At 72.6% G+C, this 15569-nt stretch carries 18 protein-coding genes; 8 read left to right on the top strand and 10 right to left on the bottom strand.

Translation table 11 applies throughout. The features are described 5' to 3' along the window. Positions 1–10 precede the first annotated feature (10 nt). Complete coding sequence (locus tag ACIBQ6_RS41585; protein WP_397218530.1) at positions 11–736, bottom strand: hypothetical protein; 726 nt, start codon at positions 734–736, stop codon at positions 11–13. A 95-nt stretch (positions 737–831) separates the two neighbouring features. Here ACIBQ6_RS41585 and ACIBQ6_RS41590 point away from each other — a divergent pair, with 95 nt between their 5' ends. After that, complete coding sequence (locus tag ACIBQ6_RS41590) at positions 832–2088, top strand: DNA recombination protein RmuC (RefSeq protein ID WP_397218531.1); 1257 nt, start codon at positions 832–834, stop codon at positions 2086–2088. A 14-nt stretch (positions 2089–2102) separates the two neighbouring features. Then, positions 2103–2612, top strand: coding sequence for a DUF6542 domain-containing protein (locus tag ACIBQ6_RS41595; protein ID WP_358294442.1), 510 nt, complete (start codon positions 2103–2105; stop codon positions 2610–2612). On the opposite strand, the gene ACIBQ6_RS41600 is transcribed toward ACIBQ6_RS41595, so the two are convergent. Next, complete coding sequence (locus tag ACIBQ6_RS41600) at positions 2609–3574, bottom strand: 4-hydroxy-3-methylbut-2-enyl diphosphate reductase (protein ID WP_397218532.1); 966 nt, start codon at positions 3572–3574, stop codon at positions 2609–2611. The genes ACIBQ6_RS41595 and ACIBQ6_RS41600 overlap by 4 nt on opposite strands. A gap of 100 nt (positions 3575–3674) precedes the next feature. Between ACIBQ6_RS41600 and ACIBQ6_RS41605 the strand changes: the two genes are divergently transcribed. Continuing rightward, entirely contained in the window at positions 3675–4760 is a 1086-nt protein-coding gene (locus ACIBQ6_RS41605) for a hypothetical protein (RefSeq protein ID WP_397218534.1), read from the top strand. Between the two features lie 26 nt (positions 4761–4786). Next, positions 4787–5989 (top strand): exodeoxyribonuclease VII large subunit, encoded by a 1203-nt coding sequence (xseA, locus tag ACIBQ6_RS41610; RefSeq protein ID WP_397218535.1) that lies wholly within the window; start codon positions 4787–4789, stop codon positions 5987–5989. Here the strand turns inward: xseA and ACIBQ6_RS41615 are convergent. Next, positions 5986–6591: a TetR/AcrR family transcriptional regulator gene (locus ACIBQ6_RS41615; RefSeq protein WP_397218536.1), complete on the bottom strand. Its 606-nt coding sequence runs from the start codon at positions 6589–6591 to the stop codon at positions 5986–5988. The genes xseA and ACIBQ6_RS41615 overlap by 4 nt on opposite strands. Positions 6592–6674: 83 nt before the next feature. On the opposite strand from ACIBQ6_RS41615, the gene ACIBQ6_RS41620 reads away from it, so the two are divergent. After that, on the top strand, positions 6675–7088 hold the full coding sequence (locus ACIBQ6_RS41620; protein WP_358294447.1) for a nitroreductase family deazaflavin-dependent oxidoreductase: 414 nt from the start codon (positions 6675–6677) through the stop codon (positions 7086–7088). Positions 7089–7092: 4 nt separating this feature from the next. On the opposite strand, the gene ACIBQ6_RS41625 is transcribed toward ACIBQ6_RS41620, so the two are convergent. From ACIBQ6_RS41625 to ACIBQ6_RS41635, 3 genes are read right to left on the bottom strand one after another with little or no spacing between them, the layout of a single operon-like run. After that, complete coding sequence (locus ACIBQ6_RS41625) at positions 7093–7320, bottom strand: exodeoxyribonuclease VII small subunit (protein ID WP_352325447.1); 228 nt, start codon at positions 7318–7320, stop codon at positions 7093–7095. A 36-nt stretch (positions 7321–7356) separates the two neighbouring features. Beyond that, positions 7357–7887: a DUF4245 domain-containing protein gene (locus ACIBQ6_RS41630; RefSeq protein ID WP_397218537.1), complete on the bottom strand. Its 531-nt coding sequence runs from the start codon at positions 7885–7887 to the stop codon at positions 7357–7359. Between the two features lie 11 nt (positions 7888–7898). Further along, complete coding sequence (locus ACIBQ6_RS41635; protein WP_387677121.1) at positions 7899–8507, bottom strand: TetR/AcrR family transcriptional regulator; 609 nt, start codon at positions 8505–8507, stop codon at positions 7899–7901. A gap of 248 nt (positions 8508–8755) precedes the next feature. Between ACIBQ6_RS41635 and glpX the strand changes: the two genes are divergently transcribed. Continuing rightward, a complete protein-coding gene (gene glpX / locus ACIBQ6_RS41640; protein WP_352325444.1) occupies positions 8756–9790 on the top strand; it encodes a class II fructose-bisphosphatase in 1035 nt (344 codons plus the stop codon). A gap of 6 nt (positions 9791–9796) precedes the next feature. Here glpX and ACIBQ6_RS41645 read toward each other — a convergent pair whose 3' ends face one another. Beyond that, positions 9797–10447 carry a DUF1707 domain-containing protein gene (locus tag ACIBQ6_RS41645; RefSeq protein WP_358294450.1) on the bottom strand — a complete coding sequence of 217 codons (651 nt, stop codon included), beginning with the start codon at positions 10445–10447 and terminating at the stop codon, positions 9797–9799. A gap of 249 nt (positions 10448–10696) precedes the next feature. On the opposite strand from ACIBQ6_RS41645, the gene ACIBQ6_RS41650 reads away from it, so the two are divergent. Further along, complete coding sequence (locus ACIBQ6_RS41650) at positions 10697–11359, top strand: DUF998 domain-containing protein (RefSeq protein WP_397218538.1); 663 nt, start codon at positions 10697–10699, stop codon at positions 11357–11359. Here the strand turns inward: ACIBQ6_RS41650 and ACIBQ6_RS41655 are convergent. Beyond that, positions 11334–11936, bottom strand: coding sequence for a TetR/AcrR family transcriptional regulator (locus ACIBQ6_RS41655; protein WP_397218539.1), 603 nt, complete (start codon positions 11934–11936; stop codon positions 11334–11336). The genes ACIBQ6_RS41650 and ACIBQ6_RS41655 overlap by 26 nt on opposite strands. A 105-nt stretch (positions 11937–12041) precedes the next feature. Here ACIBQ6_RS41655 and ACIBQ6_RS41660 point away from each other — a divergent pair, with 105 nt between their 5' ends. Further along, complete coding sequence (locus ACIBQ6_RS41660) at positions 12042–13205, top strand: MFS transporter (protein WP_358294453.1); 1164 nt, start codon at positions 12042–12044, stop codon at positions 13203–13205. Between the two features lie 13 nt (positions 13206–13218). Here the strand turns inward: ACIBQ6_RS41660 and ACIBQ6_RS41665 are convergent, their stop codons facing one another. Then, positions 13219–14157, bottom strand: a complete 939-nt coding sequence (locus ACIBQ6_RS41665) for a Gfo/Idh/MocA family oxidoreductase (RefSeq protein ID WP_397218540.1) — start codon at positions 14155–14157, stop codon at positions 13219–13221. 25 nt (positions 14158–14182) lie between these two features. Further along, complete coding sequence (locus tag ACIBQ6_RS41670) at positions 14183–15559, bottom strand: PLP-dependent aminotransferase family protein (protein WP_397218542.1); 1377 nt, start codon at positions 15557–15559, stop codon at positions 14183–14185. Positions 15560–15569 lie beyond the last annotated feature (10 nt).

Here is a 15569-nt window from a genome sequence, read left to right on the forward strand (position 1 = left end):
GACAGCGAGTTTACTTGCTGAGCAGGTGCAGGCAGGTCACCGGACGGTAGGTCCCGGGCGCCGCGCGCAGGTAGCGCTGGACGCCGGCCGGGCACGCCGCGGGCGTGCTCTCGAAGGAGACGACGCGGGCCCAGGCCGCCGACGAGTCACAGGCGGCCCTGGTCACGGCCGACCTGGCGACGACGTCGGCGGGTGGTCTGACCACGCACGCGCCCTCGGCGAGCACCTGACCGCCGGGGCCCAGGCAGACGACGTTCGCTCCGCTTTCGAGCGTGTCGAGGGTGGTCGAGGGGCATTCGTCGGCGGTCGAGGCGATCGCGACGGATCTGCCGTACCAGCCGGTGCCCGCGCACGGGCGTTCCCGTCCGTCGAGGGCCACGCAGTCGCCGGGCCTGAGCAGGCCGCCGCCACCGCCGGGCACGCCGGCGTGCGGGGCCAGGAAGGACCGCACGCAGGCCGTGCGGCCCAGGCCGATGCGCAGCACGTCGTCGGTGTCGTCGGGGCAGTCGGCGGGCCGCGGCGGGTCGTGGGCGATGGCCAGCACCTCGAAGTCGCCGCCGTTGCAGGGGATCAGCGCGTAGCGGTCGGTGACGCAGGCGCCGGGCGTCCAGCGCAGGGTCGGACGGGTGGCCGCCGGCCCCTCGGCCCCGGGACCGGTGATCACGGCTCCGGCCAGGGCGATCAGGGCGACCGACACCGCGGACACGGCGACGGCGAGCCTCGTACCGGTAGCCATCCCAATACTGTGCGTGACGGATCAGTCGGCGCACAAGCGGATTCCGCAAGCGTGTCGGGAAGATCCAGACGCGATGTGCTGCAATCATCGTTGGAGTGGATGTCGTCTCGCTGCTCATCGGACTCGCCCTCGGACTCCTCGTCGGCTTCCTGGTCGCCAGGACCCGCGCGGCGGTGCGGGTGGCCGAGGCCGACGCGCGGGCCAGGTCGGCCGCCGAGAAGCTGGTCTACGTCGAGGAACAGCTCGCCGAACGGTTCCAGGCCCTGTCCACGCGCGCCCTCGACGTCAACAACGTGCGTTTCCTCGAACTGGCCGAGACCCGGCTGTCGGCCAGCCGCGCCGAGGCCGCCGGCGATCTCGACCAGCGCAGGCAGGCCGTCGAGCACCTGGTCGAGCCGCTGAAGGACGCGCTCGCGCGGGTCGAGTCGCAGCTTCGCGACACCGAGGCCGGGCAGCGGGCGGCGCGGGCGGAGCTGGCCAAGCAGATGGAGTTCGTGCAGCAGAGCAACGAGCAGCTGCGCTCGCAGACGACCGCGCTGGTCAGGGCCCTGCAGCGGCCCGAGGCGCGCGGGCGGTGGGGCGAGCTGCAACTGCGCCGGGTGGCCGAGATCGCCGGGATGCAGCGCCACTGCGACTTCGAGGAGCAGGTCGTCGAGGGCGCGATGCGTCCCGACATGGTGGTCAGGCTGGCCGGCGGCAAGAACATCGTGGTCGACTCCAAGGTCTCGCTCGCGGCCTACCTGGAGGCGGCCGAGGCGGGCGACGAGTCGCTGGCCACCGTCCGGCTCGACGCGCACGCCAGGCACGTGCGCGAGCACGTCGACCGGCTGGCGGCCAAGGCGTACTGGCAGGGGTTCAACCCCTCGCCGGAGTTCGTGGTGCTGTTCATCCCGGGCGAGGCGTTCCTCGCGCCCGCGCTCGAACGCGACCCCGCGCTGCTGGAGTACGCCATGGCGCGGCGGGTGCACATCGCCACGCCGACGACGCTGATCACGATGCTGCGCACCGCCCACTACGCCTGGCAGCAGGCCGCGCTGAGCGAGAACGCGCGGGCGGTGTTCGAGCTGGGCAAGGAGCTGTACGAGCGGCTGTCGTCCCTCGGCAGGAACGTGGAGTCGCTGGGCAAGGCGCTGACGCGGGCGGTGGAGGCGTACAACAAGTCGGTCGGTTCGCTTGAAAGCCGCGTCCTGGTCACCGCACGCAAACTCAACGATCTGGGCGTCGTGGACGGCGATCTGGACGCCCCGGACATGCTCGAAGGGCTGCCGAGACCCCTGGCCTCGCCCGAACTGCTCGAAACCACGTCTCTGATTTCGCACTCGAACGGTAAGTTGGCAGGCGGGTCGCCGTAAACGGGGGTGGGACAGTGGCAGAGAAGGGCAGGCGTTCTGGCGTCAGGCTGACCGCTCGCGGCGCCATCGCGCTCACCTTGGTCGCCACCCTGGCGGGCTATGTCCTGACCGCGGTGCTCGGCCTGTCCTACCTGGTGGGGGCCGCATTCGTGGTGTCGAGCCTGCTCGGCGTGCTCCTGGTCAACAAGCGCGAGCTGCTGTCGCTGGTGGTCACGCCGCCGCTGGTGTTCTTCTGCGCGACGCTCTTCGTCGAGCTCGGACGCGCGTTCGGCTCGGTGTCGATCATGCAGTCGCTGGCCCTCGGCCTGTACGGCTCGCTGACCCGCGGCGCCCCCTGGCTGTTCGCCGGCTCGGCGGTCGTGCTGGCCGTCGCCTGGCGGCGCGGCCTGCGCGACAACGTGCGGGAGCTGCGCGAGGAGCTGAAGGCGGGCGCGGAGATGCCGCGCCCGCGCCAGCCGTTCGTGCCCGAGCCGGAGGGCTACTTCGAGCCCAAGGTCTACGGCACCCCGCGCGGCGACGACTAGCCGGCGCGAAGGTCCTTGCGCAGCTCGTGCGGGAGCGCGAAGCGCATGCTCTCCGGCACCGACTCGACCTCGCGCACGTCGCCGAAGCCGTGCCCGGCCAGCCGCGCGAGCACCTCGTCGACCAGCTCCTCCGGCACCGACGCGCCGCTGGTCACGCCGACCGTGGTGACGCCGTCGAGCCATTCGTCCTGGATGAAGCCGGCGTTGTCCACCAGGTACGCGGCCTCGGCGCCGTGGTCTTTGGCCACCTCGACCAGACGCTTGGAGTTGGACGAGTTCTCCGACCCGACCACGATCACGAGCTGGGCCTCGGCGGCGATCTCCTTCACCGCGACCTGCCGGTTCTGGGTGGCGTAGCAGATGTCGTCGCTCGGCGGGTCGATCAGGGTGGGGAAGCGCTCCTTGAGGCGGGCGACCGTCTCGGTGGTCTCGTCGACCGACAGGGTGGTCTGCGACAGCCACACGAGCTTGTCGGGGTCCTTCACCTGGACCTTCTCGACCGAGTCGAGGCCGTCGACGAGCTGGATGTGGTCGGGGGCCTCGCCCGAGGTGCCCTCGACCTCTTCGTGGCCTTCGTGCCCGATGAGCAGGATGTCGTAGTCCTGGGCGGCGAACCGCTTGGCCTCGTTGTGCACCTTGGTGACCAGCGGGCAGGTGGCGTCGATGGTGCGCAGGCCCCGCTGCCTGGCCTCCTCGTGCACGGCCGGCGAGACGCCGTGGGCCGAGAACACCACGATCTCGCCCTCGGGCACCTCCTCGGTCTCCTCGACGAAGATGGCGCCCCTGGCCTCCAGCGTCTTGACGACGTGGGTGTTGTGCACGATCTGCTTGCGGACGTAGACCGGCGCGCCGTACTGCTCCAAAGCCTTCTCGACCGCTACCACGGCTCGATCGACTCCGGCACAGTAGCCGCGCGGCTTGGCTACGAGTACTCGGCGGGAAGCGGGGGTCTGGGGCTCCATACTTCTTATGCTACGTGGAGCGGCCATCAGGGCTGCGCGTGCGTGGTCGCCCGCCGTTTGCCAGACTGGCCGTCCAATACAGACCTCCCAGGGAGACGTCATGTCCCTCAGCGACGTGATACGCAACATCGCCAGAACCGTTACCAACAAGGACGAACTCAAGGAGAAGGCCAAGGATCTGCCGCTGCTCGTCGTCCAGACCACGCTCAGCGCGGCCGGGCAGGCGCTGCTGGTGGTCGACCGGGTGAAGAACTCCATCAAGGGGCTCGGCACGAAGGAGGAGCAGGAGGAGGAGCAGGAGTCCCGTCCCTCCGCCGCCGCGCAGGTCGCCGCTCCCCCGGCCGAGGAGGAGAAGCCGGCGCGCAAGGAGCCGGTGATCTTCACGCCGCGCCCGGAGGCCGCGCCCAACGGGTCGGCCAAGAGCAAGCCGGACCCGGTCATCTTCGCCCCCGCTGGCAAGACCGCCACCAAGCCGGAGACCGAGCCCAAGCCGGAGACCGAGCCGAAGGCGACGACCGAGCCCAAGCCGTCGACCGGCTCCAAGGCGACGTCCGAGCCCGAGCCGGAAGCCGCCGCCGCCACGGAGGCCCCGGCGAAGGCCGACGCGCCGGCCAAGGCCGAGGTCAAGGCCGAGGCGCCGACGGAGGCCGAGCCCGCCGCCGAGGTCGAGCCGACTGCCGAGGTCAAGGCCGCCGAGGTCGAGCCGGACGTCGTGGCTGAGGTCGCGCCCGCGGCCGAGCCCGCCGCGAAGCCCGCCAGGACCGCCAAGGCCACGAAGACCGCCAAGAGCACGAAGGCCGCCGCGACCACCACGACCGCCAAGCCGGCCAAGCCCGCGAAGGCGACGAAGGCTGCCAAGGCCGCCGCCGAGCCCGCCGCCGTCACCGAGGTCACCGAGGAGCCCGCGGCCGCCGCCGCGTCCCAGGACGGCGTGCTCAAGGCCGCCGCGGAGGCCGTCACCGAGCCGGCCGCCCCCGTGGCGGAGCCCAAGGTCGTCCCGGACGACCTGGCCGAGCCGCTGCCCGGCTACTCCGAGCTGACCGTGGCCTCGCTGCGGGCCAGGATGCGCGGCAAGTCCGCCGAGCAGATCGGCGACTACCTCGCCTACGAGCGCGCCACCCAGGCCCGCGACGAGGTCGTCCGCATGTTCGAGAACCGGCTGGCCAAGCTGCAGACCGGGGAGTAGTCCCGGCGAACCCGTAGTCTTCCGCCATGACCTCGAAGACCTCACCCGAGTCTCCCCTGCCGATCCGCACGGTCCTGCAGATGGTGGGCGGCTGGATCGGCAGACTCGGCACGGTGTGGGTCGAGGGCCAGATCACCGATCTGAGCGCGCGCGGCGGCACGGTGTTCCTGACCCTGCGTGACCCGGTGGCCAACGTCTCGGCCCGGGTCACGGCTCCGCGCGGCGTCTACGAGGCCGCCGAGCCGCGTCCCTCCGACGGCGCGCGGGTCGTGGTGCACGTCAAGCCGGACTTCTGGGTCAACAAGGGCTCGTTCGCCTTCACGGCGATGGAGATCCGGCCGGTCGGCGTGGGCGAGCTGCTGGCCAGGCTGGAGCGGCTGCGCCGGTTGCTGGCCACCGAGGGGCTGTTCAACGCCGACAGGAAGCGGCGGCTGCCGTTCCTGCCGGGCACGATCGGGCTCGTCTGCGGGCGCGACTCGGCCGCCGAGCGCGACGTGCTGGAGAACGCCCGCCGCCGCTGGCCGGCCGTGCGATTCAAGGTGGAGGAGGTGGCCGTCCAGGGGCCGTACGCGGTCGGGGAGGTCACCGAGGCGCTGCGCAAGCTCGACGCCGACCCCGAGGTCGAGGTGATCGTGGTGGCCCGCGGCGGCGGTTCGCTGGAGGACCTGCTGCCCTTCTCCGACGAGACGCTCGTGCGCGCGGTGGCCGCCTGCCGCACCCCCGTGGTCAGCGCGATCGGCCACGAGCAGGACAGCCCGCTGCTCGACCTGGTGGCCGACGTACGCGCCTCCACGCCCACCGACGCCGCCAAGAAGGTCGTCCCCGACGTGGGCGAGCAGCTCGCGCTGATCCGCCAGCTGCGCGACCGCGGGCGGCGGGTGCTCAACGGCTGGCTCGACCGCGAGATGTCCTGGCTGACGTCGGTGCGCTCGCGGCCGTCGCTGGCCGATCCGGTGCGCGAGCTCGAACGCCGGGCCGAGCAGGTCGACGCGCTGCGGGAGCGGGCCAGGCGCTCGCTGACCGGCTCGCTCGACCGGGCCGCCGACGACCTCACGCACCTGCGGGCCCGCCTGGTCGCGTTGTCGCCCGCGGCCACGCTGGAGCGCGGCTACGCGATCGTGCAACATCCGTCGGGCGAGGTCGTGCGCCTGGCCAAGGACGTGCCGCCGGGCTCCCCGCTGACGATCAGGCTGAGCGACGACCGGCTCACGGTCCGTACGGAGGACTAGGGCCCCCGCACGACGGCGGCGGCCAGGTCGGCGAGGCCGGCCTTGACGTCCTCCACCATCATGCCCCGCTCCTCCCGCTGGAACTTGATCAGCCAGGCGGTGACCGGCGCGAGCAGCGCGTCGGCCAGGTAGGCGGCGTGGGCCGCCGGCCGGGCCGCGGCGAGCAGGCTCGCCAGATGCACCTGATGCACCTTGTACGGCCCGCTGTAGCGCACCTTGCCCGGCCCGTTCTCCAGCAGCAGGAACAGGTCCTGCTGCTCGACGATGCGATCGACCAGCGCGTGCAGGAACGCCGTGACCCGCTCGGCCGGCGGCGCGCCGGGCCCGAGCGGCGGCGGGCCGCTCAGGAACGCCGCCTGGAAGCGCCGCTCCCGCTCGTCGATCAGCGCGAGGACGAGCCCCGCGCGGTCGCCGAAGCGCCGGTAGACGGTGCCCACCCCGACGCAGGCGGCCTTGGCCACCTCGTCGAGCGAGAGCTCGTCGGCGCCGCGCTCGGCGATCATCGCGGCGGCCACCTCGATGATCTTCCGGCGGTTGCGCGCGGCGTCGGCCCGCTCGGGCTGGGGCTGGCCGACGACGGGCAGCAGGGGACGTGCGCACACGCCTGGAGCATAACTCCGTGGTGAACGGAGAGCTCTCCTGTATCCTCATAATCGGAGAACTCTCCGATTATGAGGAGCTGAGGATGACCAACTCGTTCAACCAGCAGGTCATTGACGAATTCCGGGCCAACGAGGGCCGGGTGGGCGGCCCGTTCGAGGGCGCGTCGCTGGTGCTGCTCACGACGACGGGCGCCAAGAGCGGCCGGCCGACGACCACGCCGGTGATGTACCTGGCCGACGGCGACCGCTACGTGATCATCGCCTCCAACGCGGGCGCCGACAACCACCCGGCCTGGTACCACAACCTGCGCGCCAACCCCGCGGCGACCGCCGAGATCGGCACCGAGACGTTCGAGGTGAAGGCGGAGTTCATCGAGGGCGACGAGCGCGACCGGCTCTACGCCCGCATGGTCGAGATCGCCCCCGGCTTCGCGGAGTACGAGGCCAAGACCAGCCGCCGCATCCCCGTGGTGGCGCTCAACCGCACCGCCTCCTGACGGATCAGAAGGGGGCGTCGTCGGCGCCCGGCTCCGAGCGCCTCGCCATGGCGGCGGCGAGCTTGACCCGGGCGCCCTGCAGCCACTCCTCGCAGACGGCCGCGAGCCTCTCGCCGCGCTCCCAGAGCTCGATCGACTGCTCCAGGGTGAGCCCGCCCGTCTCCAGGCGGCGCACCACCTCGGTCAGCTCTTCGCGGGCCTGCTCGTACGAAGGTGTCTTCTCGTCTGCCACGGCCACCACCCTAGACGCCGCCGCGCCCGGCCAGGGTCACCCCTTGGCGCGCTGCTGCAGGAGCCCGGCCAGCTCGGCCAGCTCGGGCCAGTCGGCCGTGCCGGTGATGACGAGGGTGACGTCGGGGAGCACCCGCACGAGCGAGCGCTGGTTCTTGTCCTCGCGGAAACGCCTCTCCCACGTCACGCCGCCCACCTGCTGGCTGCCGGACGGCTTGGCGATGCCGGTCATGCGGTTGGCGAACTCGGCGGCCGGCTTCTCGTCGCTCTGGGCGAACATGGCGTGCTGCCGCTCGGCGGTGGCGTAGCCCAGGTAGAGCACCTGAGCGCCGTTCTCGCCCTTGGCGATCCTGTTGCTGTTGGGCACCCAGCCCGCCGGGTCCTTCTGCGGGGACCACACCTGGTAGGGCACGCCGTGCCCGAAGTTGGCGACGGTGATGGAGTAGTCGAGCCGCGGGATGTGCTCCTCACGGCTCTGCGGGGCGACGAGCATGAAGAGCCCCACGCCCGCCAGGCACACGAAGAGGGCTACCGCGTAGCCGTAGAAACTTTGGCTGAACCGTCGCACACTTGGCGAGGTTACCCGCTGGAGGGTGCGGTCGCCGAAGCGGCGGGCCTGATCTGGCCGATGATCGCCAGCACGTCGTCGACCATCGCGCGGTCGCCGGAGAAGACGATCTCGCTGACGGCCGCGGCCAGGGCGCCGGTGACCACGACGACGAGCGCGGGCTCGTCCTCGAACAGGGCGGCGTTGCGCTGGGCCCACGTGCGCAGCCGGTCGCGCATGACCACCTCGAAGCCGGGCGGGCCGTCGCCGCGCAGGAACAGGGCGGCCAGCTCGCGTTCCTCCAGGCAGCCTTCGAGGTAGGCGCGGGCGGCGTCGATGAACACCCTCATGGGGTCGCCCTCGGCGGCGGCGCGGGCCGTACGGGCGGCCTGCTTGGTGCGCTGGGCCTGGCGGGCCTGCCATTCCTCCCACAACGTGAGGTAGAGGTCGGCCTTGCCGGAGAAATGGTGGTAGAGGCTGCCCACGCTGGCGTCGGCCCTGGCGACGACGTCCGTCACGCCGGCCTCGGCGAACCCCTTGGAGACGAAGACCTCCCGCGCGGCGGCCAGCAGCGAGCTCCGCGTCGCAGCCCCCCGCTCGGACGTGCGAGGCTGGGTCACCGCGTGTTCCACTTCGCTCATTCGATCTCCTCCACGGCGGGGGCGCATGTCCATGGTGGAGGCGAGATCTCCTACGCGCACGCGATATGGCGCAAAATCCGGTCTCCGTCATGCGGGGCACCCATATAGATATCCCTTTTCGCCAGTCCCTGACCATCGCGTGGCGGCCCTTGTGCAGAGAGCTGAGCCGGGCTGGGCAGATTATCCCCCTCTGACCGGGAATAGACCGGCAACTACGATCGAGAGAGTTCTCAACGAGGAGGCTCATCATGTCCGATCAGACGTCGGTACCGGCAGCGCTCGCGACGGGCGAGCACGCCCCTGACCGCAACCTGGCGATGGAGCTGGTACGCGTGACGGAGGCGGCCGCCATGGCCGCGGCCCGCTGGGTGGGCCGCGGCGACAAGAACGGCGCCGACGGCGCGGCGGTCAACGCCATGCGCCAGCTGATCAACACGGTGTCGATGAACGGCGTGGTGGTCATCGGGGAGGGCGAGAAGGACCACGCCCCGATGTTGTACAACGGCGAGCGCGTCGGCGACGGCAGCGGCCCCGACTGCGACGTGGCGGTGGACCCGATCGACGGGACCAGGCTGACGGCGCTCGGCATGCCGGACGCGGTGTCGGTGATCGCGGTGAGCGAGCGCGGCTCGATGTACGACCCGTCTGCGGTGTTCTACATGGAGAAGCTGGTCACCGGGCCGGAGGCGGCCGACGTGGTGAACATCGAGGCGTCGGTGGCCGACAACATCAACGCCGTGGCCCGGGCCAAGCACTGCTCGCCGTCCGACGTCACGGTGGTCGTGCTGGACCGGCCGCGGCACGAGAAGCTGGTCAAGGAGATCAGGGAGACGGGCGCGCGGATCAAGTTCATCGTCGACGGCGACGTGGCCGGCGCGATCATGGCGGCCCGCGCGGGCACCGGCATCGACCTGATGCTGGGCATCGGCGGCACGCCCGAGGGCATCGTGGCCGCGTGCGCGCTGAAGTGCCTGGGCGGCGTGATCCAGGGCCGGCTGTGGCCGCGCGACGACGCCGAGCGCGCCAAGGCCGTCGACGCCGGGCACGACCTCAGCCAGGTGCTCACCACGAACGACCTGGTCAGGTCGGACGACGTGTTCTTCGCCGCGACCGGCATCACCCAGGGCGAGCTGATGCAGGGCGTGCGGTTCAGGTCGGGCGCGGCGGTGACCAGCTCGCTGGTGATGCGCGGCCGGTCGGGGACCATCAGGAAGATCGAGAGCGAGCACCAGCTCTGGAAGCTGCGCGCCTACAGCGCGATCAACTTCGACACGGCCGGCTGACCCGCCTCAGCGGCGGCGTTTGCGCTTGGGCGGTTCCTTGATCTTGATGTCGCCGGCGAAGTTCGTGGTGCGCACCTCGACCACGGGCCCGCCGGGCTCGACCGGCTGCCTGGTCAGGCGGACGGTCTCCCCCTTGGCGACCCTGATCACCTCAAGGTCCTCCGGCACGTGGATCTCCAGGCCGCCGAAGACCAGGGTGGCGTTGATGACGATCCGGCTGTTCTGCAGGATCGCGTCGCGGAAGTCCAGCTTGGTCGTGCCGAACATGGCCGTGACGTCGAGCTCGGCGGGCACCACCCAGCGCCCGCCGCGCTGCTCCTTCTTGAAGATGGCCGACACCGGCCGGCCGTCGAGGTTCAGCGGCTGCTCCTCGGCCGGGAGCAGGTCGGCGGTGAGCCCGGCGAGGTCGCCGAGCGTGCGCGCGGAGTAGACGACGCCGAGCCGCTCCTCCAGCTCGACGAGGTCGAGCCGGCCGTCGGCGTGGGCGTCCTGGAGCACCTGCGCGATGCGTTCTCGGTCGGCGTCGGAGGCGCGCAGCTCGTGCGGCTGCGGCAGGCCGGGCGCGGCCGGTGCGCGCCGGGACGTCACGAACTCCTCAGCAAGCCGCTCTCCGACTTCCTGCAGCTTCGGCAACCACGATCCCGCGCGTTCGTTCACACTTCTGACGATATCCGGCGGCCCGGGTATTCGCTCGCCCAAGAGCGGACCAACAGGGCGCACATCGGCGAATCCGCCCGAGCAACGCGCCGATCTCCCGACCTGGCTCTCCGTTCGCCTCGGCGTGCCGGTGGCGGTGCGCCGGAATCGTCCGGCCGGCGTGCCGATGGCCGTACGCCGGAATCGTCCGGCGTTTCCCGCCGTTGATCCACGCGACAGGCTTCTGACCGCTGATCCCGGGAGGCGGGCGTGCACCAACCGGCGCGATGGGGGCTCGGTGCGGCGGGGGTGGGCATCGCCGTGATCGCGGGCCTGGATCTGACCAGCCTCGACGAGACGAACCCGTTCAGGCGCACGATCAGCGAGCACGGTCTCGGCCCCGAGGGGTGGATCTTCGGGCTCGCCGTGGGGCTGCTCGCGGCCGGGTCGGCGGCCATCGGCGTCTCGCTGGCGCGCAAGCGGCTGGCCGGGGCGGTCGGCACGGTCGCGCTCATGGCCTGGAGCGTGGGGCTGCTGCTGACGGCGTCGTTCCAGAAGCACGACTGGGCGGTCGGGCCGAGCACGAGCGGCAGCATCCACCGGGTCGGCAGTTTCGTGGCCTTCCTCAGCCTGCCGCTCGCCGCGCTGGTCATCGCCCGGCCCTGGCGGCACCGGGAGCGCCGCAGGTCGGCGATGGTGGCGTTCGGGCTGGGGGTGTGCTCGGCGCTGTGGGTCGTGGGCATCGGCGCGGCGGTGCTGATCGGCGCCCGCCACGGGCTGCCGTGGTACCGCGTCCTGCCCCTCGGCCTGGTCGAACGGGGGCTGGCGGTGACCGAGGTGGCCGCGTTGCTGGCCCTCGGGGTGTGGGCGGCCGGACGGCTGGCGGAGGCCGAGCCCGTGCGGGCGGTCAGGCGGGCCGTAGAGCGGCGATGAGGTCCTCCACGTAACCGCGGAAGACGGCCGCCATGTCCACCTGGCCGGGGTCGATCAGCCACTGGGTCTGCAGGCCGTCCATCATCGCGATCAGGCGGTCGGCGTGGGCCTCGGCGTCGAGGCCGGCCCGGAACTCGCCGCGCTCGACGCCGGCGCGCAGCGCGGCGGCCACGTCGGCGCGCAGCCGCCGGTAGCGCCCCCTGGCCCACTCGTGGCCGGGGTGGCCGGGGGTCACCGCCTCGCCGCTGATCACCGAGAAGAGCTGGACGAGGCCCGGCACCCGCGCGTTGTGGTCGACGACGTCGGCCAGGGCGCGCAGCGCGGCGGCGCCGCCGTCGTGGCCGTCGTGCCCTGGCCCGAACCTGCGCCGGTCGAGCTCGTCGCGGTAGTCGAGCACCGCGACGAGCAGACGCTCTTTGCTCCTGAAGTGGTGGAGCAGCCCGGCCTGGGAGAGCTCGACCCGCGCGGCGATGCGGGCCAGCGAAGCGCCCCGGTAGCCGTGTTCGGCGAACTCCAGCAGCGCGACCGCCAGGATGCGCTCCTTGCGCGCCTCGCCGGTCGCGTAGCCCCGTCTCACCCAGGCACCCTATCCGCCGCCGGATCCGACCCTGGCGTACGGCCCTGAGCAGCCGCTAACCTGACTCCGCCTCACGTTTGATTCCCCCCCGATCAGGAGGCCGTCGTGCCGTCCCCGCGTGATCGCCAGGCCCGTACCGCCACGTACGTCGTGTACGGCGTGCAGGGCCTCTCCTTCGCCACCCTGCTCGTCCAGGTGGCCAGCCTCCAGACCGAGCTGGAGCTCACCGACGGGGCGCTCACGCTCCTGCTGCTGATCGTGCCCGTCTTCGCCGGCGTGGGCAGCGTCGGCGCGGGCACGTTCGCCGCCCGGTACGGCAGCAAGCTGCTCCTGCGGGTCGCGCAGCCCGCGGTGGCGCTCGCCGTGGTGCTCACCGGCCTCGCGCCCTCGGTGCCGCTGGCCGTGCCCGCGCTGCTGCTGTTCGGCCTGGCGGTCGGCGCGGTGGACGCGGGCATGAACATGCAGGGCGTGGCCGTCGAACGCCGGTACGGCACCGCCGTGCTGAACGGCTTCCACAGCGTGTGGAGCGTCCTCAGCCTGGCGGGCGCCCTGTGGGCGGTGTTCGCGGCCGGCCGGGTCTCGCTGGCGGTCACGATGGCGATCCCCATGGTCCTGGCGGTGGCCGGGTCGATCTACGCCGGACCGAAGCTGTGCACGATCGCCGAGGAGAAGGTGGAGAACGTCGTCGAGGCCGCGACCGGCAAGTTCCCCTGGCGGCCGATCATCCCGCTCTGCCTGGCGATGGGCTTCCTGTACATCGGCGACGCGGCGGTGTCGAACTTCGCGACCGTCTTCATGGGCAAGGCCCTGCTGGCCCAGGACAGCGTGGCGAAGCTGGCCTACAGCGTCTACCAGGGCGCGACGCTGGCCGTGCGGCTCGCCGGCGACGTCGCGGTCCGCCGCTACGGCCCGGCCGCCATCGTCCGGCTCGGCGGCGCGCTGGCCACGCTGGGCTTCCTCGGCGTCGTGGTGGCCCCGAACCAGCCGCTGGCGATCGTCGCGTTCGGGCTGACCGGGCTGGGGTTGTCGGTGGTCGCGCCGCAGTCGTTCTCGGCGGCGGGCAAGCTGGACCCGGCGGGCACCGGGGTGGCCATCGCCCGGGTGAACCTCTTCAACTACGTGGGCTTCATCGTGGGAGCCGCGCTGATCGGCGGCATCGCCGACGCCACGGACTGGCGGGTGGCGTTCGTCGCGCCGCTGCTGCTGGCCGGCGTGATCATCGCGCTCGCACCGGGCTTCGCGCCCCGGCGGGCCGCCGCGCAGGCGTGATCCGCAAGCCTCCTCAGCCGCGCACCTCGGCCACCTGGACGGGACGCGACTCGCGCAGCGACAGGTCGGCGGCCTCGGCGACGTACAGGGCGGCCAGGGCGTCCTCGACCGAGCACAGGCCCTCGCCGCCGCGCAGGAAGGCGTCGATCTCGGCCGCGTAGGCGGGGCCGAACCTGGCGACGAAGTCGGGCCAGGGCGGGCCGGGCGGCTGCAGGCCCTCGGCGCTGCGCAGCGGCGCGCGCGGCCCGAGCCCGGCCACCTGGGTGCCCTTCGTGCCGGCCAGCTCCATGCGCACGTCGTAGCCGGCGCCGTTGTAGCGGGAGCCCTGGAGGGTGGCCAGCGTGCCGTCGTCGAGGGTGAGCAGCGCGGCGCTGTTGTCCACGTCGCCGGCCTCCTTGAAGAACGCCGCCCCCCGGTTCGCGCCGGCGGCGTGGACGGAGACGACCTCGCGCCCGGTCACCCAGCGCAGGACGTCGAAGTCGTGGACGTGGCAGTCGCGGAAGAGGCCGCCGGACAGCGGGACGTACCCGGCGGGCGGCGGCGCGGGATCGGCCGTGACCAGGTGGACGCGGTGCAGCTCGCCCAGCTCGCCGGCCCGCAGCGCGGCGCGGGCGGCCCGGTAGCCGGGGTCGAACCTGCGCTGGAACCCGATGCACACCCGCCGGCCCGCGCTCGCCTCCAGCACCTTGACCGTCTCGGCGACCGTGCCCGCCACCGGCTTCTCGCACAGGACGGGGACGCCCCGCTCGCACGCCCTGATCAGCAGCTCGGCGTGCGTGCTCGTCGGCGTGGCGATGACCACGGCGTCGGCCTCGAACGGGTCCCCCGGCCTGCCGTACGGCGAGGTCCTGACCGGGTCGGCCACGATCAGCTCGTCGACCAGGGGGTGCGCGGCCAGGTTCGCCGCGTGGAACGCGCCGATCCGGCCCAGGCCCAGCAGTCCCACCCGCATGCCGCCTCCAATGCCGCTTTCCGCCTCAGTCCTTGATATGTCCGGACATGCGGACTTTTAAGCCTTGTACGGCCTCCGCCGCCTGATGCACCGGCAGCCGGGCGAACCCGACCACGACCGCCGGCGGGCCGGGCGAGAACCGCATCGGCGCGACCGGCTCGGCGGCCAGGCCGACCTCCTCGGCCGCGCGGACGACCCGCAGCTCGTCCCAGCCGTCCGGCAGGTCGAGGTAGACGTGCAGCCCGGCCTGGATGCCCCGGACGCGGATCTCCGGCAGCTCCTCGGCCAACGACCTGACCAGGGCGTCCCGGCGGCGGCGGTACTCCCTGCGCATGCGCCGCAGGTGTTTGTCGTAGCCGCCGGAGCGCAGGAAGTGGGCCAGCGCGTACTGCTCGATGACCGGGGAGCCCAGGTCGAGCTCGCTCCGGGCGCGGCGGATCGCCTCGGCCAGGTGGGCGGGGGCGGCGACCCAGCCGAGCCGCAGGCCGGGCGCGAGCGACTTGCTGACGCTGCCGGTCAGGATCACCCGGTCGGGGGCCAGCCCCTGGAGGCAGCCGACCGGGTCTCGGTCGTAGCGGAACTCGGCGTCGTAGTCGTCCTCCAGGACCGTGCGGTCGCCCGCGCAGGCCCATTCCATGAGCGCGGCCCGCCTGGCCGGGGAGAGCACGACGCCCGTCGGGTACTGGTGTGCGGGCGTGACCAGCGCCGCCTCGCCCTCCATGGCGCCGGTGACCAGGCCCTCGCAGCCCACGGGCACCGGCACCAGGCGGGCCCCGGCCCGTTCCAGCAGCGGGACCTGGCGGCGGCTGGTGGGGTCCTCGACGATCAGGCGCAGGCCGCCGCGCCGGGCCAGGACGTGCAGCGCCAGGCTCAGCCCCTGCGCCACGCCGCCCACGACGACCAGATTGTCGGGATGGACGTCGGCCGCCCTGACCCGCCGCAGGTAACCGGCCAGCTCCTCGCGCAGCTCCGGCACGCCCCCGGGGTCGCCGTAGTCGAGCGCGTCGGACGGCACGGTGGCCAGCACGTGCCGGACGGCCGCCGACCACCGCTCCCGGGGAAAGTGCCCCAGGTCGGGGGACGTGGCCCGGTGCCCCTGGTACGGCCCGCAGGCGCCGCCGTCGGCCACCGGCCACGGACGGGCGGACCGGACGGCGCCCAGCGGGGCCACCTCGGTCCCGGCCCCCACCCGCGAGACCAGGAACCCCTCGGCCACCAGCTGCTCGTACGCCTCCACCACCACGCCCCTGGAGACCTGGAGGTCGGCGGCGAGGTCGCGGGTGGCGGGCAGGCGGGTGCCGGGCACGAGCCGCCCGAGGCGCACGCCCTCGCGCAGCTCGGCCGCGATCTGCCCAGCGATCCCTCCCGCATCCCGATTGATCCGGATGTGCAGGTCGGCCATATTGGTCCTG

It is taken from the genome of Nonomuraea sp. NPDC049655 (assembly GCF_044465465.1).
Taxonomy (GTDB): domain Bacteria; phylum Actinomycetota; class Actinomycetes; order Streptosporangiales; family Streptosporangiaceae; genus Nonomuraea.

Bases quoted from the DNA above. Each gene is read 5' to 3' on its own strand.
- ACIBQ6_RS41670 (WP_397218542.1), bottom strand. From the start codon at position 15,559: ATGGCCGACCTGCACATCCGGATCAATCGGGATGCGGGAGGGATCGCT.
- ACIBQ6_RS41585 (WP_397218530.1), bottom strand. From the start codon at position 736: ATGGCTACCGGTACGAGGCTCGCCGTCGCCGTGTCCGCGGTGTCGGTC.
- xseA (WP_397218535.1), top strand. From the start codon at position 4,787: ATGACCTCGAAGACCTCACCCGAGTCTCCCCTGCCGATCCGCACGGTC.
- glpX (WP_352325444.1), top strand. From the start codon at position 8,756: ATGTCCGATCAGACGTCGGTACCGGCAGCGCTCGCGACGGGCGAGCAC.
- ACIBQ6_RS41605 (WP_397218534.1), top strand. From the start codon at position 3,675: ATGTCCCTCAGCGACGTGATACGCAACATCGCCAGAACCGTTACCAAC.
- ACIBQ6_RS41600 (WP_397218532.1), bottom strand. From the start codon at position 3,574: ATGGAGCCCCAGACCCCCGCTTCCCGCCGAGTACTCGTAGCCAAGCCG.
- ACIBQ6_RS41665 (WP_397218540.1), bottom strand. From the start codon at position 14,157: ATGCGGGTGGGACTGCTGGGCCTGGGCCGGATCGGCGCGTTCCACGCG.
- ACIBQ6_RS41620 (WP_358294447.1), top strand. From the start codon at position 6,675: ATGACCAACTCGTTCAACCAGCAGGTCATTGACGAATTCCGGGCCAAC.
- ACIBQ6_RS41635 (WP_387677121.1), bottom strand. From the start codon at position 8,507: ATGAGCGAAGTGGAACACGCGGTGACCCAGCCTCGCACGTCCGAGCGG.